The organism is Pseudobacteriovorax antillogorgiicola, from assembly GCF_900177345.1.
GTDB classification, from domain to species: domain Bacteria; phylum Bdellovibrionota_B; class Oligoflexia; order Oligoflexales; family Oligoflexaceae; genus Pseudobacteriovorax; species Pseudobacteriovorax antillogorgiicola.
The window spans coordinates 140582-162906 of sequence record NZ_FWZT01000017.1 but is presented as its reverse complement, the minus strand read 5'-3'; the positions used below and the strand labels follow the sequence as shown (position 1 = coordinate 162906).

Annotated in this window: 19 protein-coding genes; 12 read left to right on the top strand and 7 right to left on the bottom strand. The window is 47.6% G+C overall.

All coding sequences use genetic code 11. The annotated features are described in order from the left end of the window. Positions 1–117: 117 nt before the first annotated feature. The 4 genes from B9N89_RS20765 to B9N89_RS20750 form a co-directional block, all read right to left on the bottom strand. On the bottom strand, positions 118–915 hold the full coding sequence (locus B9N89_RS20765; RefSeq protein ID WP_132321940.1) for an enoyl-ACP reductase FabI: 798 nt from the start codon (positions 913–915) through the stop codon (positions 118–120). Positions 916–997: 82 nt separating this feature from the next. Continuing rightward, a complete protein-coding gene (locus tag B9N89_RS20760) occupies positions 998–1291 on the bottom strand; it encodes a hypothetical protein (protein ID WP_132321942.1) in 294 nt (97 codons plus the stop codon). Between the two features lie 8 nt (positions 1292–1299). Beyond that, the gene (locus B9N89_RS20755; RefSeq protein WP_132321944.1) at positions 1300–1644 is read right to left on the bottom strand and encodes a hypothetical protein; all 345 of its coding nucleotides are present in this window, start codon (positions 1642–1644) and stop codon (positions 1300–1302) included. After that, the gene (locus tag B9N89_RS20750) at positions 1641–1871 is read right to left on the bottom strand and encodes a hypothetical protein (protein ID WP_132321946.1); all 231 of its coding nucleotides are present in this window, start codon (positions 1869–1871) and stop codon (positions 1641–1643) included. Before B9N89_RS20750 ends, B9N89_RS20755 begins: the two co-directional genes overlap by 4 nt. Before the next feature lie 129 nt (positions 1872–2000). Between B9N89_RS20750 and B9N89_RS20745 the strand changes: the two genes are divergently transcribed. The 5 genes from B9N89_RS20745 to B9N89_RS20725 all read left to right on the top strand — a co-directional run bounded on the left by B9N89_RS20745 (position 2001) and on the right by B9N89_RS20725 (position 9546). Further along, on the top strand, positions 2001–3047 hold the full coding sequence (locus B9N89_RS20745; protein ID WP_132321948.1) for an AAA family ATPase: 1047 nt from the start codon (positions 2001–2003) through the stop codon (positions 3045–3047). After that, positions 3047–3940 carry a DUF58 domain-containing protein gene (locus B9N89_RS20740; RefSeq protein WP_132321950.1) on the top strand — a complete coding sequence of 298 codons (894 nt, stop codon included), beginning with the start codon at positions 3047–3049 and terminating at the stop codon, positions 3938–3940. Before B9N89_RS20745 ends, B9N89_RS20740 begins: the two co-directional genes overlap by 1 nt. 4 nt (positions 3941–3944) lie before the next feature. Then, positions 3945–6515: a DUF4159 domain-containing protein gene (locus B9N89_RS20735; protein ID WP_132321952.1), complete on the top strand. Its 2571-nt coding sequence runs from the start codon at positions 3945–3947 to the stop codon at positions 6513–6515. Between the two features lie 8 nt (positions 6516–6523). Then, positions 6524–8788: a hypothetical protein gene (locus tag B9N89_RS20730; protein ID WP_132321954.1), complete on the top strand. Its 2265-nt coding sequence runs from the start codon at positions 6524–6526 to the stop codon at positions 8786–8788. Between the two features lie 71 nt (positions 8789–8859). Next, positions 8860–9546, top strand: coding sequence for an LOG family protein (locus B9N89_RS20725; RefSeq protein WP_132321956.1), 687 nt, complete (start codon positions 8860–8862; stop codon positions 9544–9546). On the opposite strand, the gene B9N89_RS31475 is transcribed toward B9N89_RS20725, so the two are convergent. Beyond that, a complete protein-coding gene (locus B9N89_RS31475) occupies positions 9543–9968 on the bottom strand; it encodes a hypothetical protein (protein WP_132321958.1) in 426 nt (141 codons plus the stop codon). The genes B9N89_RS20725 and B9N89_RS31475 overlap by 4 nt on opposite strands. 470 nt (positions 9969–10438) lie before the next feature. Between B9N89_RS31475 and B9N89_RS20715 the strand changes: the two genes are divergently transcribed. Together B9N89_RS20715 and B9N89_RS20710 are read left to right on the top strand one after the other, a co-directional pair. Then, positions 10439–11875: a TldD/PmbA family protein gene (locus tag B9N89_RS20715; protein WP_132321960.1), complete on the top strand. Its 1437-nt coding sequence runs from the start codon at positions 10439–10441 to the stop codon at positions 11873–11875. Further along, a complete protein-coding gene (locus B9N89_RS20710) occupies positions 11875–13197 on the top strand; it encodes a TldD/PmbA family protein (protein ID WP_132321962.1) in 1323 nt (440 codons plus the stop codon). Before B9N89_RS20715 ends, B9N89_RS20710 begins: the two co-directional genes overlap by 1 nt. A gap of 60 nt (positions 13198–13257) precedes the next feature. Here the strand turns inward: B9N89_RS20710 and B9N89_RS20705 are convergent, their stop codons facing one another. Together B9N89_RS20705 and B9N89_RS20700 are read right to left on the bottom strand one after the other, a co-directional pair. Beyond that, a complete protein-coding gene (locus tag B9N89_RS20705) occupies positions 13258–14511 on the bottom strand; it encodes a peptidoglycan DD-metalloendopeptidase family protein (protein ID WP_132321964.1) in 1254 nt (417 codons plus the stop codon). Positions 14512–14609: 98 nt separating this feature from the next. Beyond that, positions 14610–15509, bottom strand: a complete 900-nt coding sequence (locus B9N89_RS20700; RefSeq protein WP_132321966.1) for a hypothetical protein — start codon at positions 15507–15509, stop codon at positions 14610–14612. 186 nt (positions 15510–15695) lie between these two features. Here B9N89_RS20700 and B9N89_RS20695 point away from each other — a divergent pair, with 186 nt between their 5' ends. The 5 genes from B9N89_RS20695 (at position 15696) to B9N89_RS20675 (ending at position 22324) form a co-directional block, all read left to right on the top strand. Next, on the top strand, positions 15696–17333 hold the full coding sequence (locus B9N89_RS20695; RefSeq protein ID WP_132321968.1) for a single-stranded-DNA-specific exonuclease RecJ: 1638 nt from the start codon (positions 15696–15698) through the stop codon (positions 17331–17333). A gap of 134 nt (positions 17334–17467) precedes the next feature. Then, complete coding sequence (locus B9N89_RS20690) at positions 17468–18529, top strand: hypothetical protein (RefSeq protein ID WP_132321970.1); 1062 nt, start codon at positions 17468–17470, stop codon at positions 18527–18529. Between the two features lie 107 nt (positions 18530–18636). Further along, the gene (locus B9N89_RS20685; protein WP_132321972.1) at positions 18637–19320 is read left to right on the top strand and encodes a hypothetical protein; all 684 of its coding nucleotides are present in this window, start codon (positions 18637–18639) and stop codon (positions 19318–19320) included. 21 nt (positions 19321–19341) lie between these two features. After that, complete coding sequence (locus B9N89_RS20680) at positions 19342–20976, top strand: DUF1585 domain-containing protein (protein ID WP_132321974.1); 1635 nt, start codon at positions 19342–19344, stop codon at positions 20974–20976. A 1-nt stretch (position 20977) separates the two neighbouring features. Next, the gene (locus B9N89_RS20675) at positions 20978–22324 is read left to right on the top strand and encodes a DUF1501 domain-containing protein (protein WP_132321976.1); all 1347 of its coding nucleotides are present in this window, start codon (positions 20978–20980) and stop codon (positions 22322–22324) included. The last annotated feature ends 1 nt before the right edge of the window (position 22325 follow it).

Below are 22325 nucleotides of genomic sequence, written 5' to 3'. Positions count from 1 at the left end.
TCAATGGGTAGGGTTTGATAAGACTTTTTGTGTATCGCTTAAGCATTAAGATGGAACTAAGTTAAATGCAAGTAAAGTAAGTCAAAATATCTATTAAGGGGCTCCGAGCCCCTGAGTTTAAGATTTAAGCACAGTTCCACCCATAATGTTGAATCCTGCGTCAATATGCATAATCTCTCCGGTAATCATCCGAGATAAGTCGCTCACAAGGAAAGTCGTGCCGTGACCGACATCGCCGCCGTCGACATTGCGACCCAGAGGTGAAACAGATTCGTACATGCCGAGCATGCTTTTAAAGTCGCCTACAGCAGATGCTGCGAGTGTTTTGATCGGGCCAGCGCTGATGGCATTGACGCGAATATTACGGCTGCCCAGCTCGTAGGCTGCGTACTTCACGGAAGTATCCAATGCAGATTTACAAAGGCCCATGAGGTTGTATCCTGGCATCACCTTCTCGCCGCCATAGTAAGTCATGGCACAGATCGAGCCACCGTCTACCATCAAATCTGCCGCAGCGCGGCTTGTTGCCAGAAAGCTGTAGACGCTGACGTCCATGGCGTTGGCGAAGCCCTCTCGTGAGCATTCGATTGTATTGAGCTTGAGGTCAGCAGTCGGTGCGAAGGCGATCGAGTGGATGAGGAAGTCGATGGTTCCCATTTTTTCTTTAACATCCTGGAAGAATGCCTTAATGTCATCGTCTTTCGTGACATCACAAGGGCATACCACTTGAGGGTCAAGTCCGTCAGTCACTTGGAGTAGGCGTTGTTTGTTGCGCTCTCTTTCTCCGGTGTCAGGAAGGTAGCTAAAGCCGAGCTTGGCACCTTCGCTATGAAGTACTTTGGCAATGGATGAGGCGATGGAGCGATCATTAGCGATGCCCATGATAATGCCACGTTTACCCTCTAAAAGTCCCATGAATCACTCCTTGTTGATTGATTTTTGGCTACACTACATCATGCTTTGAAGCACTGGTAGGTATTTGTGGGGCCGATTTATGTCAAGGTTCGAAGAGATTGTCGATATGTTCAAAAAATGTTTCTTCTGAGTCAATACGACCAAAGCCCGACTCCTCACAGAAGTCTGCAATACGATCGAGTTTTTGATCAAGTTGGTTTTGGCTGTGCTCCAGGGCAGAGATGACTATGGCTGGTATCCCCGCTTCCTGTGGCTTGTTTATTTTGACGCATACATGGAAGCGGCTTTTGATTTTTTCGGTGAGGGCTTTCAGCTCTCGTTTGTCGTAGGTGGTCTGTTGGTCTTCAAAAACAATCCGGGTCACAGCTATAAACACAAGAAGTCCTATCGTTTAAACGTTGCTGAGAGTCTGAGAGGAACGCTCTTTAACGAGAATATCCGATACGCAACTTGATATTCAATCCGCCAGTAGCGATCCAGATGGCGATTGTAGACTTTTTGGTTGCATATAGGAACCCATGACCCGCTCTCCCTCCATAGAACGAGAAGCTGGGCCTGGCTTGTGCCTTGTATAGGATGGCAAAGGTCATGATGAGCCTCCTTGGGAGACTCTTGAATGGCAAATTTTGTTTCACGGATTGCCTGAATTCCAGCTTGCCACTGCCTGATTCCGATCAAGGTTTGAATAAGAAGGCTGAGGCTAAGTCCGTAGATCCAGGCTTCAGTCACGGCGTATCACTGCTGAAGGGGTTGAGAGACTTCATGTCAAATTCGATGCCCACAGCCTCTTCCAATTTGCTGAACTTACTTTCAATCGAATCGCTGATAAAGGCGATTGCTCCGATAGATAGAACGAGTCCAAACACAGAAACGACCACGTACTCAAGTGCGGCTCCCCCTTGCTGGAGGTTGGTGCCATATGCCTCTTTGAAGCAATTAAACTTTAGATTTTTCATGGTAAACTCCTTTCGATGCCAAGCTTAAAGCTTGGGCTTAGGATCACCACAGACATGTTGCAGACTTCGTGAAAGGGTTCCTGTTTTCGTGTAGAATGATCCAATACCGATTACTTCGAGGAGGCATGCATGCCAAGCACCGCAGAATCCGTGACCTTTGAGCAAGCATACGAATTATCTAAAGCGCTGCAGGAAAAAATTAGTCTATCCATTTTCGGCCAGGAGGAACTGATTACGGAGGCAATCTGTTGCCTGCTCTCCGGCGGTCATATTTTGATGACAGGTGCGCCAGGATTGGCAAAAACGACCCTCGTGCGAGTCTTTGCAAAATACTTAAGCCTGAACCATGGTCGGATTCAGTTTACTCCTGACCTTCTGCCAACAGATATTCTGGGGTCCGATATTTTGAATATAGACCCCGAATCAGGCAAGCGATCTTTTGAATTTTCAGCCGGGCCAGTGTTTGTCAACTTGCTCCTCGCCGATGAAATCAACCGAGCCTCGCCTCGGACCCAGTCAGCACTCTTGGAAGCAATGCAGGAGCGAACTTGTACAGTGGGCGGTACCAATCACCAATTGCCGCAACCGTTCATGGTTTTTGCGACCCAAAACCCCTTTGAATCGGAAGGAGCATTCCCTCTCCCAGAGGCCCAGCTCGATCGTTTTCTGATCCACACTTTGGTACGGTATCCCAGTCAAGAGGCAGAAGAGCGGATACTCACGGAACACGCCAAGAGCAGCCTGATCGGTGAAACACTCGCTGCTCATGATCAGGCAGACTATCTCATGAGCCTCGATAAGATGAAGTCGCTGATCGACTGTTGTCGCCGGGTGCGCGTGGATGATGAGCTCATTCAAATGATCAATCGCTTGGTTCGATCATCTCGGCCAGACGATGAAACTTGCCCCAAAGAATTCCGGCAGTTGATATGGTATGGTGCCGGACCGAGGGCAGGGATCTCACTTATCTCAGTATCCCGCGCCTTCGCCTTGATGAATGGTTCAGAGCAGGTGCGATGGGAGCATGTCAAACGCATGGCAAAACCCGTTCTTCGTCACCGGATACGACTTGCAGCTCAAGCGAGTCGAGATCAAATTACCGAAGATCACATGATTGATCGAATGCTGGAAGCCTTGGAATCCAACTATAATCTTTCGGCCAAGGGACTTTCTTGATGAAGGAAGATTCATATATCAGCGAATTAGTTCCTACCATTGGCGCTGAGCTGGACATTGAGCAGTTCATCATGAGTCAGCGCTACTTAGGGAGCTTTCAACTTCGTTTGAAACGCGCTAGCCGCTTGCCGGCTTATAGCAGGCAATACATCAAGGGCGATCCGGTACATTTGATCGATTGGAAAGCCTACGCAAGGAATGACCAGCTGATCGTCCGCGAGGAGCGCGATGAGGCATCCAGTCGTATCGCAATATGGTTGGACTTGAGTGATACAATGCTCTGGCCTGATTCTAGCCATAGTCTCGGACGAATTACGAAATGGGAGCAGAGCCTTCGTATTGCTCTGCACCTATTATTTTTGCATTACAAGAAAGGTGACCGGGTGCAGCTGTTCGTCGCTCCTCCGGCGAAGAGTAAGCCGCAGGTCAGAATTTTGATCGATAACTCTCAGGATGTTCTTGCCCTTTACGACGAATTGCAACGGGCAAGCTTCGATGCGGACCTTCTTCTGTCTCATGGGCTCCACGTTGATGTCGATTTAGATCGGTACCAAATGGTTTATCTGATTAGCGACCTCTTGAATTCTAAGGTAGTAAAGGCTGCTGAAAACTTACCGACGCTAACGCGAGTTTTTCATGTGCTAAGCTCTCTTGAAGTTGATATAACTTGGGTGGAAAAATCATATTGCTACTATGATGAGTCATCGGGACGAAAAGAGTTTTTGGGCTCCACCTTAAAAGAATCAAAATCATATCCGCGAGCCCTTGAAAAGTGGCTTAAGAAGTTGAACAAGCGTCTGAGTCACGACTCCGGCGACTATCACCTTTTTACAGATCACACCACCATGCATCAATACCTCACTAGTTTGACACTGCCTATTATAGAAGGATGAAGTTTTGTCTTTAGACTCATTGACAATGAATCCTAGCCTACTTTCAGCGATCGTACTGATGCTAGTCAGTCTTTCGATCTTCATTTGGTGGATCGTACGCAAGAAACGAAATCGAGTTTGGCTACCGACACTGCGCCTCATCAAAGAAGAATCGAATCCTCTCCCCAAAATGAAGCTGGTCGTACCACCGCTCCTGCTATTTCTTTGCTTCTTCCTGTCAGCACTTACTATGCTATGGCTAACCACAGAACCATCTCAGAGGCAATATCGCGACATCAGTTCGAACGTGAATAAGATCCATATCTTTATTGATCGAAGCCCATCTACCAGCGCTTGGGATAAACCTCAGCAGCGAGTTGATTTTTTACGGGAGCTTTTTTCTTACTTTGTAAAGCAAGGTTCTGTAAGTGTTGGCCTAAGTGGTGTCGATGACATTCGACAATTCACCGATGAAGCAGAGTTTTTATCATGGGTCAATTCCTTTGGGTTCCATCGCGAGGGGTTGAAGTTGGGTCGAGGCGTCCACGAACAGCTTGAAAAAGTAGGGTCAGTAGATCGTCTGGTGATCCTTTCGGATTATGATCGCTACTCTTGGTCAGATTTTAATTGGCGTTATCTGGAAACGAAGATGGAAGTGATTTTTGCTAGCCCACAAGATCGCAGAGACAACCGAAATGTATTCATCAATAAAGCAAGCATCAAGACTTCTGAATCGGATTCTCAAGTTGTTTGGCAGGTTCAGGTGTCTCGCAACTATACTCAAGGTGAGGTTGGAGGATCGCTCGATGTGCGAGTCAATGATCAAAAGCTGACCGAGACTACCTGGCGCTTGCTTGAGGAAGAGAAAACGGTAGACATCGAAGTTCAGTGGCCGGCTAGCCTTTGGGAAGGTATAGCGAAGCAAGATGATTCGATGATTTGGTCTCTTCGTACCGATGGGCCAAACGGAATTACTCTGGATGACCAGTTCCGCACCAAAACCGAAGGGCTGAAGCGTGACATTCTCCTGGTATCTGAACCCGATGGTGAAATGTTTCTAGAGGATGCTATCCATCACTTAAGAATTTCACTGGAGGTCCTGGGGTTTCGTATCCGGCGGTTGGATACCTTTCAAATTCAGGAGCAATTCTGGAACTTACCACTTTGGATTGTGGCAGCCGATCGCGGTTCTGTAAATGACTATTGCCCCGCCGAGTTTGAAACCAGGCGACTTGCCAACCAACGAGCTAATGATCTTTCCGTCAAAGAATCATTGCCGGTCGTCTGGCTTTTACCTAAGAACCTAGATGTATCATATCGAAACTTGTGCTGGTGTTACAGCCGTTTGGTCGAAGGCTCTCAAAGGCAAAATGAACTACCTCGCTACTGCGAAGAGGTAGAAACCCGTGATCAGTACGTTTCGGTACTCCAATCCTTAGGGGCACAACAGATTGGTGGTTCCGTGGGGGACTCACTAGGAGCATTGGCTTGGCATCGGAAGCGGGCTGATTCGGGTGTTGAAGTCTTCGCATTTACCCTACCTTTGAGTCCGTCCCGTAGAACGGGGATTTCCTACGATCTCCTGCCAACGCTAACAAAGTCCTTTCTCACCCTATCTTATTTATTAAACGATAAAGGCGAGCGCCTCAATAGCGATTGGCCGCGCATTGATGATATCACCGGCAAAACACTCCAAGAACTCCGCTTACCGAGCAATGTGCCGTTGGGGGAAAGTACCTTGACTCTCGAAGAAGCTAAAAATCTACCTGCGACTTGGAGGCAAGGAGGAACCTTAGCGATCAAGTCTAATCCAGGTGTTCGTGAAGAGGACGATCCCAGGCTATGGATTGAGGTTGCATTTTGGATACTCGCGGCAGCAGCTCTCCTTGAAGGAGTTTGGATCGGTATGCGCTTTGTTCGTGGCATGGGAACCAAAACTAGCCAGGCAGCCCTTATCTTCTTGGCTCTATGGTTTAGCGACGAGGCTCATAGCAGTGTCAAGCTAAATCTGGCTGGCTACTCTTGGAACAACCAAATAGGCGAGACCCTAGCACGGGATGTCGCAGGCAGGACAAGCATCTCCTTAGATTACGAGCTGGCAGTTTACCCAACAATCACGGATCAGCTTTTCTTGGAACCATGGTTTTGGGTGCGAGATGCTCAAGTGTTGAGCAATCCTGGTCATGGAGGTCTTGAAAGTATCAAGCGTTGGTTAAAACGAGGTGGTTTTTTGGTTATTGAAAAATCTCCGGGCCAGGACCAGCTAGAAAAACTCATTCAAATTCCAGGGGGGGTGTGGAAACCCATACCACCGGACCATGAGATTATGCGAAGCTTCCACCTACTCGACTCACTTCCCAAGTGTCAAAATCAAGTCTGGTTGGGTTATCACTACGATGAACGGATCGCTGTGGTTGCGATTCCCTTTGGCTTCCTTGGTGGCTTGCTGAACACAAGCTCCCAGGATAAATGCGCAGCAGAAATTGGTCGGGAGCGGGCCACAAGAATTTTTATAAATTTGCTCATGGTCTCGCTAGCGACAGACTACAAAAAAGACCAGATTCATTTACCTGAAATTCTAAAAAGGCTTCGATAGTGGAAAACTTGAATCAACTTCTGGTAATTGGCACCATCGCCTTACTCATCCTTTGGTTTGGCTGGATCTTGCTGTATGGCTTGAGGAGAGGCTCCCTAGCGTTGATTTTACGGGTGATCTGGATCGTACCTCTCGTGATGACGTTTTTTCCAGAAATCGTTACAGTGGAAGTGCCGACCACCGTCTCGGTGAAGCCAATCCATGTTCTGCTCGATGATTCAGAAAGTATGAAACAGGGTGGGTGGCTAGCGAAGGGGGAAGCGACTATTGAAAACTTGAAAGAGGAATGTCGTCGTGTTGGTTGTAGCCTTAAGATCACGAGACTTTCTAGCCGCTCTGAAGTGGTCAACTCTGGATATACCCCTCTCGATGAAGTTTTGAGTTCCTGGAGCTACGAGCTTGGCTCTGATCCCTGGGTTGTATTCACTGATGGAGGTAACCAAAAACCGAAGATAGAGTGGTCGAAACCTCTATCTGGAATCGGGGCAGGGGAACAGTGGCCAAGAGGCTATATTGCTGGCTATGTAGACCGAACACTAGATAACGTATGGATTGAAACAGCGACCGACACCCTATTCTCTTTTGAGGGGAAAAACATGGTTGTTACGGTTGATATCCATCGCAATACAACTGAAAATGATCTGCCGGTTCAAGTTCAAGTGGCATCTGGTGAGCAGCATCTAGCAACAGCAAATGTAACCTTTCGCAAGGGCGATGGCCAGATCGCTGTGGAGATTCCCCTGCCGCCATTGAATCGAGGAAACCACTTTGTGTCGATTGAAGCCTTGCCTACGGCTACGGAAAAAATACTTTGGGACAATCGTGTTCATAGAAATGTAGAAGTCTTGCCAAATACCATAGGAGTTCTCCACCTGCTGGGCTCTCCCAGTTGGGATGGCCGTTTCGTGAGGCGTTATCTCAAATCAGAACCAAAATATGATCTCATCAGCTTCTTTATCTTACGGGACCCCGTCGATCATCAGCTAACTAATGAGCGGGAGCTTAGCTTGATCCCGTTCCCTGTGGAGCGGCTTTTCAATCAGGAGCTACCTAACTTTCGCTCTGTGGTTTTGCAAAACTTCTCTCTGTATCAATTTCTGGAGCCTTCCTATCAAAAAAACCTTGTGAACTTCGTTAAGAATGGCGGAGGCTTACTTTTTATTGGTGGGCCAAGAGCACTCAATTCTTCGGATTATCGATCTTCGGCCTTAGCCTCGATTTTGCCTTTTGAAACCGAAGGTTCACCAATCAAGATGAACCCATTGAGCTTACTTAGGCCCATTCCGCTTTCACAGAATCGAAGTGGGCCCTACTATGACCCTGATCTAAAGTTTAAAGTAGAAGCAGCACAACCTGATCAACAGTCGCGAGACCTAGCCAATGTCTATGATGATTGGTTGCACTTTATGGGCGACTTCCAGCAGGCTGAAACTCTTCAGGGCTTGCACCATATGGAGAATGTCACCTTCAAAGAAAAAGAATACACACCCCTACTTAATGCGCGTTTAGAAGATGGGCGAACGGTTCCCTTGGCAGTGGCGTCTTACCCCGGCAAAGGGCGTGCACTTTGGATATTTTCAGATTCCTTCTGGCGCTTGGCGATGGATCCTAGTGTGTCCCGTAAAGTTTACTATGACTTTCTCAATAGCTCCATGACTTGGCTTTTACGTCAAGAGTTTCGTAAGCCAGCGAGTCTACAGGAGTTGAGCCTTCGTGCAGAAGATACCAAGACTTCTTTTTCGGTGTTTGTGCATGGTCCAGCAGCTGGCTATCTGGCTGAAGAAAACACTTGGGATGTTTCCGTTTGTGGCTTCAATGTACCCTACCGATCCTTGTTGGTTCAGAAGCTCGGATCCCAGTCTTGGTCGATTTCCGGCAGCATTCCCGCAGTACTACAGGGCGGCACCATTTGTAGTATGGTTCTACAAGGGAATCACACGTCCTTTGGCAGTGTCGAAGCTCGGGTGGGCGGCCAGGTGCCGGAAACATATCGCGACCAAGACGTACCCTTTTCTTTGATTGGTTTGGAGAGTCTAGCCCGCTTGACTCAGGCTTCACTTTCAGTTGAGGAGAACAATCATGACACGAGTCTTCTCGAATGGGTTGGCCGCGTGACTGGGTCGATGGGAGTGACAGCACCAAGTGAGCGAAAGAGCATGACAGACTTTTACTGGGTGTTTAAGTCCTGGTGGATCTATCTTTTGTTCCTAGCAATTCCAGGGGAGGTGCTGGTGCGACGCTGGCCCCATTTAACGACAGTCAAAAGAACATAAATAGTATTTACAGTTGGCTTATCTTGGGATAGCGTGGAAGGTTCGGCTTAGAACTTTATAGGAGACGAGAAATGGAAATTGAATCTAAGCGAGTTCGGAAGTTTTTATCTAAAAAAATCCAACAGTTAAATGATATTGTTGCAGACCTTGATAGCCTGGTTACAGAAATTGGCTCGGATTATTATCGTGTGAGTATTTTTGGCTCAGCAAGAATCAAAGAGGACTCTGAAGAGTATAAGCGAGTCTATAAACTGGCTAAGATGCTGGCGTCAAAGAATGTCGATATTGTCACTGGCGGTGGGCCTGGGCTGATGGAAGCTGCAAACGCGGGTGCCAAGGAAGGTAGCGACAAGGCTCGTTCTTTCGGCCTGCATATTGAGCTTCCATTTGAGGCTGACACAAATTCACACCTTGATGTGAAATATCATCATCGTCGCTTTTCATCGCGCTTGGATGAATTCATGCGGATTAGCCATGCAGTTGTGATCACTCCCGGTGGCATAGGGACTCTTTTAGAGCTGTTTTACACTTGGCAGTTGATGCAGGTCGATCATATAGCACCCAGACCGATTGTTCTCATGGGTGATATGTGGAAAGGACTAATGGATTGGCTTGAGCAGTTCCCAGTAAAAAACAAGCTGATGGATCAATCAGATTTTGATCGATTGGTCTTCGCTAGTTCAAGTGAAGAGGTTCTTAAGATCCTTCAGCCATCGATCGATGAGTTTTATTCAAAGCAAAAAACTCTTCAGCCTTAGTCATCGATGCCTTCTAGGTTAAGGTCTAGCAAAACCTTTTTCACCTGATGTAAGTCAGGGAATAATCCTAGGACCTTCACAAGAAAATCCCGGCTTAGATCCGGGGTTAGCTCCCCTTCAACACGCTTGTGGTAGATAGCTTGGAAAGCTTCTTGAAGAGATCCTTGGTGATCTATTTCAAAGCTTTGAGCGAGTGTTTCAGCAAGTTCAGCGGCATGAATTTCCCCTTGAAGATGGGATATCGACTCCATGTGATCTAATAAAAAACTTAGCAGGACTTTGAGCTGTTTCTGGCTCTCTCGGGTTTCGACTTTGTGGAGAGCGATACCCTGGATAGCTCCTATAAGAAGTGTTAGCTGCTTTTTAAAGGCTTGTTCCTGTGAGCGCTCTATATCAACATGGAGTGCTAACTCACCGTTCAAGCACTTGATTTTCGCTTCATTCCACCAGCAGTGATGTTTATCCAGTTTGGCCCTTGGCGAAAAGCATCGGAATACCGACAAGGGAGGTAAACAGCGAAGGCATGGGCCACCTTGGTCTAGCCTCGCGATTTTACATGCGGGGGGTAGGCCTGGTTGAAGTTTGACTGATTGGGAATCTGATAGCCGAACGGAATCGTCGACTTTCCCTAAATCGAAGGGTTGCGAAAGGGTTCTACTTGGCTTGCCAGGTGGGGCACACCCTATCCAGAGCAAGATACTCCAATAAGGAATTCGCTTTAACATCGGGGTTAGCAAAGGCTTGATCCTCCTGCAGTAATTGTATCTTTTTTGCGGCGTTGGGGATAGGTCCTCAAAGCTCCTGCTTCCCTGTTTGAACGCTCGCATTTTTCTTTTGTTTGAATAGATGTTAGAACCAAGGGCCGGAAAAGCCTAAATTTGGGGAAAAATGGATGAGCTTTATCAAAATCAAAAATTTAATTAAAGGCTTAGCTTTCGATGTGGACTATTGGAGCGTTCGCTATATCGAGCGTCGCGATGAGTTTTTACAAGTACGACAAAATGTAATTGAGCCGCCGCGCTTAATGGATGACCTGGGGATAATGATTAGTGTCTATCACAAGGGTGGGCAAGGCTATGCGGGGACAGCTGATCTTTCCGAGCAAGGTATCAAGCAAGCTTTCAACTTGGCAAAACATTGGGCCGAACTGAGTGCCGATCACTCGGTAATGCCTTTTGATGAATCGATATTTGATTCTGCAAGTGGAGAGTATAAGTCTCCAATTAAGGAAAACTGGTTTGAAGTCGCGATAAAAACAAAACTGGATCGCTTACAAGCTGTTTCCCAACGTCTGAAAACTCATGACCATATTGTCGATTGGAGCTGTGGTTTTTGGGCTATACACTGGGATAACTATTTTCTCTCATCCAACGGCGCCGAGCAGTTTCAAAGCTATCAGCTAATCAACCCTGAGATGTCAGTCACGGGATTTGATCAAGGCGTTTCAGAGACTAGGACCTTTGGTGGTCAAGGAATCTGTAGACAAGGCGGCTATGAGGTGCTAGCGGATGTTAAATTTGATCAGGCTGCGGAGTCTTTGCCAAGGGAATTGCTCCAACTTTTAGCTGCTCCTCATTGCCCTACGGGTGCGATGGATGTTCTCCTTGAACCAGATCAAATGATTTTACAGATTCATGAGTCCATCGGGCATCCATTGGAGCTGGATCGTATCTTGGGCGACGAAAGAAATTACGCTGGCACGTCCTTTGTTACTAGGGATATGTTTGGTACCTATCAATACGGTTCAGAACTCCTGAACGTTACCTTCGATCCAACCTTAAGTGGTGAGTTCGCATCTTATCAGTTTGATGACGAAGGATCGGCCGCACAGAAAGTTTATCTTATCGAACAAGGAATATTGAAGAGGGGCCTTGGAGGTGCGCTATCCCAAAAACGATCTGGAATTGAGGGTGTTGCAAACTCAAGATCGGTAGGCTGGAATCGACCACCGATCGATCGCATGGCAAACCTCAACCTTGAACCTGGTACTTCGTCGATGTCAGACATGATCGGATCCATCGAGTACGGCGTACTTATGAAAACAAATTGCTCTTGGTCTATTGACGACTCTCGCAATAAATTTCAATTCGGCTGTGAGTACGGCCAGGTTATTCGCAATGGAGAGTTAGCCGAAGTGGTTCGAAAGCCGAATTATCGCGGGATCTCAGCAAGCTTCTGGCGAAGTTTAAGCCAAGTTGGTAACCAAGAAAGCCGTGATATCTTGGGTACTCCGTACTGCGGAAAGGGTGAACCAAACCAAGCGATTGCAGTAGGACATGCCTCTCCTGCCTGTGTTTTCAAAAATATTGAAGTCTTTGGAGGAGAGTGATGCAAACTTATTTTAATGAACTGGTTCAACATATCCGTTCCCTCACAAAGGGAGATGAAGGTTTCACCTGTTTTCTAGAAGGTGAAGATACCGACTTTTGTCGATTCAATCATGGAAAAATCAGGCAGTCGGGACATGTCTTACAAAACAAGCTGCGCCTTCAGCTTTTCGATAGTCAAAAACATATGGAAGAGGTGTTGACTCTTTCGAGTCGTCTCGAAGATGATAAGATGCGATTAGAAAAGGGTCTAGAGCGGATGAGGGCAATTCTAAAGGAACTCCCGAAAGATCCCTACTTTTTGCTTAATGAGGAGCCTCAATCAAGTGAGTTTGTGAGAAAAAAAGAGCTGCCGCCTCGCGATCGAATTATCGCCGATGTACTTGACGAAGTTGAGGAACTTGATTTTGTTGGTATCTACGCAGGGGGAGATGTCTATCGAGCCTTTGCAAATTCTCATGGGCAAATGAATTGGTACGAGTCTCAGACATTCAATCTGGATTGGTCCGTCTACCTGCAAGATGACAAAGCTGTAAAGCAGGGCTACGCAGGTTTTAAATGGGAACGGGAGCACTTTAAAGATAAGCTAGCACAGGCTCGCCGCCAGTTGGAAGTGTTGAAGCGTAGCCCCAAAACAATCTCACCAGGGAAGTATCGGGTCTATTTAAGTCCGGCCGCCCTAGAAGAAGTCTTTGCGCTCCTTAATTGGGAGAGTTTTGGTCGGAAATCTTTTGAAACCAAACGGTCGGCCTTGGTTAAGCTCTTTGACGGTCAGGAGAGACTCTCGCCCCTGGTATCTATCGCAGAAGATACTGGATCGAGCATTGCGCCCAATTTTGATCACTCAGGATTTTTGAAGCCCGATTGTGTTCAATTGATCCAAAATGGAGCCTTTGCAAGTGCTTTAACTTGTGCACGGTCTGCCAGAGAATATCAGACTGAAGCAAATGGTGCGAATCATAGTGAGAATCCAGAGTCCGTAGCCATGGCACCAGGTGCTCTTGAGGAGAAGGATATTCTCAAAGAGTTAGGTACGGGGCTTTACATTAATAATCTATGGTATTTAAACTATTCCGATCGAAACGCCTGTCGTATGACTGGGATGACTCGCTTTGCATCGTTCTGGGTAGAGAATGGTGAGATTGTAGCGCCTCTGAATGTGATGCGCTTTGATGAAAGTTTATACAGAATGTTTGGTTCGCAACTGATTGGCCTTACCAAAGATCGAGAAATGATCCTCAGCAATAGCACTTATGGCAAGCGAGATACTGGTAGTATGAACCTGCCTGGCGCTCTGATAGACGACTTCAATCTGACTCTATGAGACTGCAAAAAGGGAAGGCTAAGCCTTCCCCATTTCACTATTTGATTTCCAGACTCGTGATTAAAACTGATTCTTGAAGATGTCGTCGCTTTCTGGCTCCACTTGAGCAATCTTCCAATCCGGCAAGTAATTCATAAATTCCGAAGCTAGCAGCTGAAAGGCTGGCAGGTTCTCTTCTGGCACTGGGTCTGCCGATGGGAATTTGATGCGCAAGGGGTCCACATATTGGCCCCGTTTAAAAAATGAGAAATGCAAATGAGGCCCAGTGGATAAACCCGTGGTTCCTACATAGCCAATAGTTTGGCCTTGCTTGACTGTAGCTCCGCGCCGAAGCCCTTTTGCGTAGCCATTGAGGTGCAGGTAAGCAGTCGTATAAATGGAGTTATGACGGATTTTGATCATCTTTCCAGAGCCGCCATTGCGGCCAATGAAAATGACTTTGCCATCACCGATCGTACGGACAGGGGTTCCAATGGGTGCCGCATAATCGACACCAAGATGAGGACGGTGTCGCTTCAGAATAGGGTGAAAACGCCGGCGATTGAATCGTGAGCTGATTCTTGCAAACTTAACCGGACTTTTGAGAAACATGCGGCGAAGGCTTTGCCCATCTTCCTGATAGTAAGATGCATAGGGATCGTTTGGTGGAAAGCGGATGCCGGTATAGGTCTCACCATTGTTAGAATATTGAGCGGCGAGAATTGATCCCCAACCTATGGGTTCATCGTTGACGAACTTTTCTTCTACGACTAGGCGCCATCGATCGCCGTCGCGGACCTCCCGACTAAAATCGATTTGCCAGGCGAAAATTTCTGTTAAGCCAATAATCAACTGGGGCTCCATTCCTGATTCCACAGCAGATTCCCAAAGGCTTGATGAGACGACCCCAGTGTAAGTGCGTTTGACTCTAGAAACCGGTAGGTCTTCAGTTTCTGCTGACCAAGTTTCGTCGGCCTTTTTAATATTGAGACGCTTTGTCTTTGAAAGTTCGAACTGGACTTCAGTAATTTCCGTCTTGGAATCATCGCTCCAAGTTACCATAAAAGGTGTGTTCGCAGGCATACGGTTAAGGGGGTGCACGTCTTCGCTAACCTTAACCATCGTGAGAATCTCTTGGGGGCTCAAGTCGACGATACGAAGAGAGTCATAGACCGTTGAATTGGCCTTTACCTTAAAGGTTTCGCGGTGACTAAGATCAATGGGTTCAGGCTCTTGTTCTATCTTAGGGGCAGGAGCTGGTGCCTGGGCTGGGGGCTTGGGAGCTTTGCAAGATAGCAGGCCAATTGTTAACATTGCAGCAAAATACTTTGCCATAGAACCACCTTGAGTAATTTATAGAAGGGCGACGATACCTTTTTTCGAGAACGAAATACAGGCAATTATTCCATTATAAAACCGAAGATGAGGAATAGCTAATTTAGCCAGATTGATTTCCGTTTTTCTCGTCCCACAGGGGAGGTTGTCAAGTCTCGACTCGGCACATAGTACCCGTCAGACGTCCGGTGCCACTCGCCATTATCAAAAACAAGAGGGTGATCGCCTTTCTCTAGTGGGCTTACGCTGCTACCATCGGGCTGGTCGTACAAATTGCTTGCGGACATGATATATTTAACCCGGCCACCAGAGCCATCCATCGCTCCACCGGGCGCGACTTCCATACTCTCATTCATACCTGTATCCATTGCTGCCTGTTCAATATTTGTTTGCTGATTGTTGCCAAAGAAGTCATTGTTCTCTTGCTCCAAGGCATTGTTCATAGCCGCGCCGTCATCGAAAAAGTCTTGCTGCATTCCCTGATTCTGAAATTGCTGCATCCCTTGGTTCTGAAACTGCTGGCCTTGATTGAAAAATTGACCTTGGTTTTGTTGAAAGTCAAGAGGAGCATTGCCACCGAAGTTGGCCGCATTTTGTTGTCCAAAAATATCGTTGCCGCCAGCTTGATTGAAACCTTGGTTAAAACCCTGATTGTTGACCTGTTGCTGGATGAAATCGTCTCCCGTGAAATCTGAGTTAACTCCCTCACCAGTGTTATCGAATCCCTGACCAGCGAACTGATCGTTTCCAAGGGGAGCATTGTTGATATTTTCACCATTGCCAAAATTATCATTTTCATTGCCAAAGTTATCATTTTCATTGCCGAAGTCATCGTCACCGAAATCATCCTCAGCCAAATCGTCTTCAGCCAAGTTGCCGTTGATGTTGCCCTGGTTACCCCCGCCAGGCAAGCCCTCAGGCTCTTCTCCACCAAAGGCACAGTTCACCAGCAGGATTGCCAGCGTCGCGTACTGCAAGAGATGAAAAATGGACCTCATGTCGCTCCCTTTCTTGCTGTTTCATATGACTAATCGACCAGGCTGGCTATTCCTTTAGATGCTGAGGATAATATGTGGACAGTCAGTGAGACATTTTTTAAGTTAAGGCCCTTTCACGAGCTTGGGTCCCATGGCAAGAAATAGCAAAATCGAAGCTTGATTCAGTAAGTCAAAACGGAGGAAATAGTGGGCAAAAAATTCCAACTCTGGCAACCCCGATCAACAGACTGCCCCGAGTCATTTTCCCACTTAGCAAATATCGTAAAAGACAATCGAAAGTTCGAAGAGATCGTACAATTGAATTACGGCGATCACGGCCTTCAGGATGCTCTCGACTCTATTACCCGGGCTATCAAAGAGAATAAGAGGATCGCTCTCTACGCAGACTACGATGTTGATGGCACCATGAGTTGCGTCAGTTGGATATGGTTCCTCAAGGCAATTGGCTACGATAACGTGCTCCACTATATACCCTGTCGCTTTGAGGAGGGTTACGGGCTCAACCTGGATGCTGTGAAGCATCTGATCCATGAGGAAAAAGCGGAACTGATAATCACAATGGATACGGGGATCACAGCTAACGTAGAAGCTGCTTACTGCCGGAATCAGGGTGTGGAGTTTATCTGCACGGATCACCACAAAATCCAGCAGGATAAAATGCCCGACTGTGTGATTTTGAACCCTAAACTTCACCCTGAAGAGGCCTACCAAGAGCTCTGTGGCTGCGGCATCACCTTCGTTCTCCTGAGGCAGTTAGGGCGAGAGTTCCCAATCAGCAGCTTAGTCTGGAACGATATCCTAGCCTTGGTTGGGATGGCCACCATCTGTGATGTGGTACCCCTCAATGGAGTCAACCATAAGCTAGCCAATCTAGGGGTTCAGGCTTTGTTTCGAAGCCAGCGTCCAGTACTCAAGGAAATTCTGCGGGCCTGTTCCATCGGTGATCAGATCGATGAAAAAGACGTTGGTTTTCGTATCGGTCCTCGTATCAATGCCGTGGGTCGGCTGAAGCATGCTGACTTGGTAATTCAGGCATTTATTGATGAAAATCCTGGTGATCTCATCAAATACATGGGGCAGTGTAACGAGGAACGTAAGCTGATTCAGGCTAAAATCGTTGAAGAGGCTCATCACGAAGCTCAGAAATATGACAACGACAGGGTCTTATTTCTAGGTGGTGACTGGCACTCAGGTGTGGTTGGGATTGCGGCCAGTAAAATTGCAGAAGCATACTGGCGACCAACTTGGATGTTTGGCCGCAAAGACGGTATGTGCAAAGGGTCGGCACGATCGATCCCCGGCTTTGATGTGACCCTTGCGATGCAGGCTGTGGGAGAGCTATTTGCCAAGTTTGGAGGTCACGCCGCAGCGGGAGGGTTTAGTTTCCCCGAAGAGCGGGAGCCTGAGATTCGTATGGCTTTGAATCGCTATGCAGAGGATATCTACGAAAGCTTGCCCGATATTTGGCAAAGTAAAATTCATTATGACTGCGAGCTACCTCTTGATCTTGCTAACCTGAAATTAGCCGACGAGCTTTCCAACATGAAACCTTTTGGTCACGGTTTCGAAGAGCCTAAGTTCACACTCCAAGCTGATATTCGCAATGTGGTTTTTTATCGGGACAAAATCACTGGTGAACCTAAACACACGGCGGTGACAATACATCACCCTTTTGGCTCGCAAAAGATTATGTTTTTTAACGAAGTGCACGAAGAATTAGAGTTTACCAAAACAGCCCGCTTTATTGTTTCCGCTAGTAAAAATACCTTCCGGGGAACGACTTCTTTATCATTGATGGGTGTCGACTGGGAATCCGTTTGCTAAAATCGATCTAGGATTCTTTGGTCTTGCCAGCATCCCACCAAATCTGAAGCGTCTCAAAGGGCGGTTGATTTTCTGGGGGAACTTACCGATGGGGCAAAGGGTCAGCGGGTTTAAACCAGCACAGCGAGATCACTGTGAACCATCTGCAAGTTTTCGTTAGCGCGTGCTTCATTGCGTGGTCGTCAGCGGCCTGGGGGCATGACTTTGAGGTTCTTTTTCCCTACAGTTTGGGGCGTGACGCTATGGACTTTGATTCCAAGTTCAGCGTTTCAGCCGAAGCTCGCACTTTTCTGGTGGATGGTGGTGTTGAGTCTGTGGGAACCGAATCGATTACTTATGACCGCTCCCTTATCGCCCATAGCCGTGTAGTAACCAATGCTCCAATCACGGATCGCTTAGCGATTCGAGCTGTCATATCGGTAGTAGGTACATTTCGGAAGGTGGAAGGGGCTGAAGAGCCTCGCACCATCAAAGAAGAACTGTTTTACGATGCCAAACCTCGCTTGGAAGTGACGTTCTTTACTCAAAACTCCCTGGAAGTGTTTGGGGGTGTCAACTATCGTTTGACGAGTTCTTTTGAATCCAAAACTGAAAGCTCAGAGTTTATCACTACTGAAAAGTACTCTGGAGCGACCATGAACTACCCCCACTTTGGTTTTGTGAAGCGCACCGGAAGTTTCCAGGGTGGATTTACGTTTCAACAAGGTGCCGAGAAAGCGAGATCAGTAGAAAAGACCAACGATATTGATACCTCGACGCTCAACCTAGAAGATCGAATCCAAGATCCCACCACGCTGTCAATATTCACCAGAACGTCGATTGGCAAGTACGGAGTCTACGGCGAGTTCTCAGCAGTCCAGGCTGGTGAAGGGGGTAATAAATCGGATGACGGCGCATCGGTAGAGGAGGATTACATCAAACTAACCTTCCAGGTAACCGTTCCAACTCCCTTTTTTGACGTTGAAAATACCCTAATCTATAAAACCCTCTCGTATGCAGATAGTCGTAATGTGACATTGAAAACTATTCCCCAGACCGGCCTTCATATCAATCTTAAACGGCAAGTTTTGGGATTTGATGTCTACGGAGGAATCCTATTCGGCTATGGCAGTGATGGGCAAAGTATCGATGAATTCAACGCAAATTACACGATGAATGCTGCAGGTGCTGCTGCGGGGGCGGCAATATCTTTTTAAATATCCTTAGAGAAACCTATTCAATTTAGTAATTTATCGCCCCGCTCGCCGATGCCTCAAGAAAACTTACGAGACTCCGAACTTTCAAGTGAGGAGGCGAAGGTGATATGAGAAAAGTCTTACCTTTGGCAAGAATCTTAGTGAGTCTCTTGCTATTTGAAAGCATCACAGGGTGTTACTTTTTTCGAAAGCGGACCCCAGGGGGAACGGAGTCGACAACGTCCGGTGTTGTAGGTGAATCTCTTGGGCTTCGTGCTGGCGGGGTCGACGACGCGGCTTTGGCTGAAGTTCATGGCATCTCAACCAGCTACGCGCCAGCTGGCATCAGACCCGATCCGGATGTGGTCGTTCGCAACCTTCTCTTAGAGTATCGTGATCAAGGATCTACCGTCGCTCGCGAAATTGGGCGCGTTGAGTCCTACCGTCTTCTGCTTGGAGGTGCGAACCAGGATTTTACCATCACTCCCCAAAACACCTACGATGCTACGTCCCTACTGGCCAAACTAAAGGTTGCGGAAGAAGTCTGCACGGGCCTTGTGGCTCCGAGTGAAGATCAGCATCCTGGCTGGGATACGATTTTGCCAGCGGACCCTTCGGATACGGGAACCAATATACTTTTTCTTGCTCAGAGACTTATGGGTGTCCCGTCATCTGCAATTGAGGCGGATACCATTTCGAGTCTTGAGTCCATCATTGCAACAGCCACTGAAGACGACGGCAGTTACAGCTTAGACAGCTATATTCCGGTATGTGCGACTTTGATACTGGATGTTAATTCACTACTTTTATGATTTATAAGGGAACAGAGGACGATGCGACCCTTCATTTATATCCTGATAGTTTTACTAGAGCTGCCAGTCCTTGGACAGGCAGACTATAATCAAGCCCTTCGCCGGGCTCAGTATTTGTTGAACGGGACTATCCCAACCGATGATGAGTTTACAGCCCATGCTGCCAGTGATACGGCTTATCGCGATGCCGTTAGGCAGATGATTCTGGACGATCGTTTCTACGATGCAGTATTGCGCTATCACCAACGGATCTTCGGGGTTGGTTTGCCCGATGAGTACTTAGAAGAACTCCTTAACGAGGATATCGATGGAAAGCAGGATAAGTTTGCATCCATCACCTGCTGGCGAAGTTCTGGCGAGAATGCCCGATTTCGCTGTACGTGGACAAGCCAATTAGAAGAAAGCCAAGGTGCTGGTTGCCCATCGAGCTGGGAAACAGCCACGTCTGTGTTCTGGTATCCTGGTATTTCTGCTTGGGTGTGTCCATCTGTGCTGAATACTTGCGGTCATGATTTAAGCAAGTGCTTTATCCAGTATTGGGATGAAAACGAAGCCAAGAACTCTGAGCTTGGTACTACTGAAACATTCGATTCGCGCTTTGCTGTGATCAATTCGCTCAGCAAGCAGGCAGCAGGGATTGCTACAGCCGTAGCAGTCGAAAACTATCCTTACACTAAAATTCTTGAGCCTGGTCTAACAGCTGTGGATGGAGCCATAGCTCACTTTTACTTGCAGGATCATCACTTTAAGATTGACCAGCTCAACCTGAATCCCCAAGTCTTAGACCTCATCCCTGAAGTACCGCTTACAGACACCAGATTCAAGCTGATCAAGGCTGGAGGTGATAACTACGCTCGGGGTGGTGTGATATCCTCTTTTGGTTGGCTAAGGCGATACGACAAACACCGAACCCGAGCCAACGAGTTGTATAAGCGTTTGCTTTGTCGCAACTTTACAGCAGACTTACCTGCTGTATTTCCGCAAGATCCAGGAAACTTAAGAGAGGCTCCAGGGTGCTCCGATTGTCATTCGGTTTTAGATCCGATGGCTGACTTTTTTTTGGCTTGGGGCGAAGGAGCTGAAATCTATGAGGGTCAGGCAACGCAGGTTGATACCTTTTTCGGAACCTGCCAAGGGTCTACCGTTCAGGAGCTTGCGGGCTGTATTCAAAACCTCCCGGGTTTTGGGAAATGCACTGTGCAGAACGTTTGGGAATGGTTTATGGGGCGAGGCTTCTACAATGAGGAAGAAGCTCTACGAGACGCATTGGCAAACTACTTTCAAACCACGGACTATAGCTTCCGCGAGCTAGTTTATGCCATCGCTACCCATCCAGCCTTCATCGAAGGCACCCGCAGTGATGCGATCGTTACCGACCCCTTAGCTGATCCGCCATTAGGAGAAATCCCGACGGTAACTGTCGAATGCAATGAAACCATAGATTACGCCACACACATTCAACCTCTAAGTTCTACCTACTGTGAGAACTGTCACAGTGCAGGAAGCTCGCGGCAAGATCTCACGACCGAAGCGCAGTGGCAGTCCCTAGGTAGTGTAGCACTTGGTATGATGCGATCCGGGGTTATGCCCCCCAACCCCTCAAGCTCGGAGTTGGTGCAGTTCGCAGATAACGTACAATGTTGGCTGGAGCAATAAGATGTCAAATGAAAAGAAGAAGCATATATCTCTCGCGCAGATGTACCACCCTAAAGTCGCTGCAGAAGTCAGTCGTCGTCAGCTCCTTCAATCAGGAGTTAGCCTTACAGGGTACATGAGCATGGCGAGTCTCTTTGGGCAGCGTGCCTTGGCGCAATCCGCGTTTCCTGTTCAAAGACGCCTTGTCTGGATCAATATGAGGGGTGGTTGGGATATTCTTGAGATCACAGATCCTAAGCCAGCGTCCACCTCTGGCATTGACATGACCTACGATTGGGGACTTGCACCCCAATTATCGAACGGCACCGATCGCGTCGGTCGATGGTTGACCCGTTTGGCATCGCAACAGGGCGATGATATGCTTGTGGTTCGTGGCTTGAATATGGGTACTACCTCCCACATGGCGGGTAGCGTCTACATGGATACAGGTATCTTGAGCAACGCAGGAAACGTAAATTCAGCATCAATTCCAGCGATTGTTGCATCGGAAAGTGATGCTACGATTCCCATCATTCAGTTAAACGGAGGCTCAGACCCTATTACGGACCGTGGACTTCTCAATCCTGTTTCAGTGGTACGGGCTCAGAATTTGGAGCTTTATCGTTCTATGTACCCTGATACCGATGAAACCTTGAACCAGAAGCTTCTTATGCTCGATCATCTGAATAACTCCATAGCCAAAGCTCAGGCCGTTCAGGGTGAAAACGATAGGCTCACTGATCTGTCTAATGCCCAGGCTAAAGTGAGAGTTCAGTTTGAAAACGATGTGGGGGCCAAGTTAGCTCTCACGGACGAAGACCGAGCGCCATTTACTGTAGATGCTCCGACGACATTGAACTCTGGGCAGTCTGATCCCTTTGCCCTTGCCTTAAAGATGTTGAAAAACGACCTGGTATCCTGTGTAAACTTAGGAATCGGCGGTTTCGATACCCATGCGAATCAGGAACGATCGATGCAGCCGATTGTGGAACGTTTTGATTACCTGCTATCGACTTTCATGACCGAGCTACGTAGCGCAGGTCAGTTGGATAATACCCTGATTGTCGTCTATTCAGATTTCGGGCGTACTCCGAAGGTCAACACTCGCAATGGTCGTGATCACTGGCCCTTTGGCGGAGCGCTAATGCTTGGCGGCGGCATTAACGGTGGTCGTGCCGTAGGGGTCACGGACGATGACCTTCGTGCTGTCAACGTTAATACTACGACTGGTTTGGAAGATTCTTCGGGAATTACGTTAAAACCCACTCATCTTGGTGGTAGCGTGTTAGAATTAACTCTGGGTTCTAGCTACCTCCAATATCGCAGTTATTTGGAAAGTATTCCAGCCTTAACCCAGCTAAAGTCTTGAT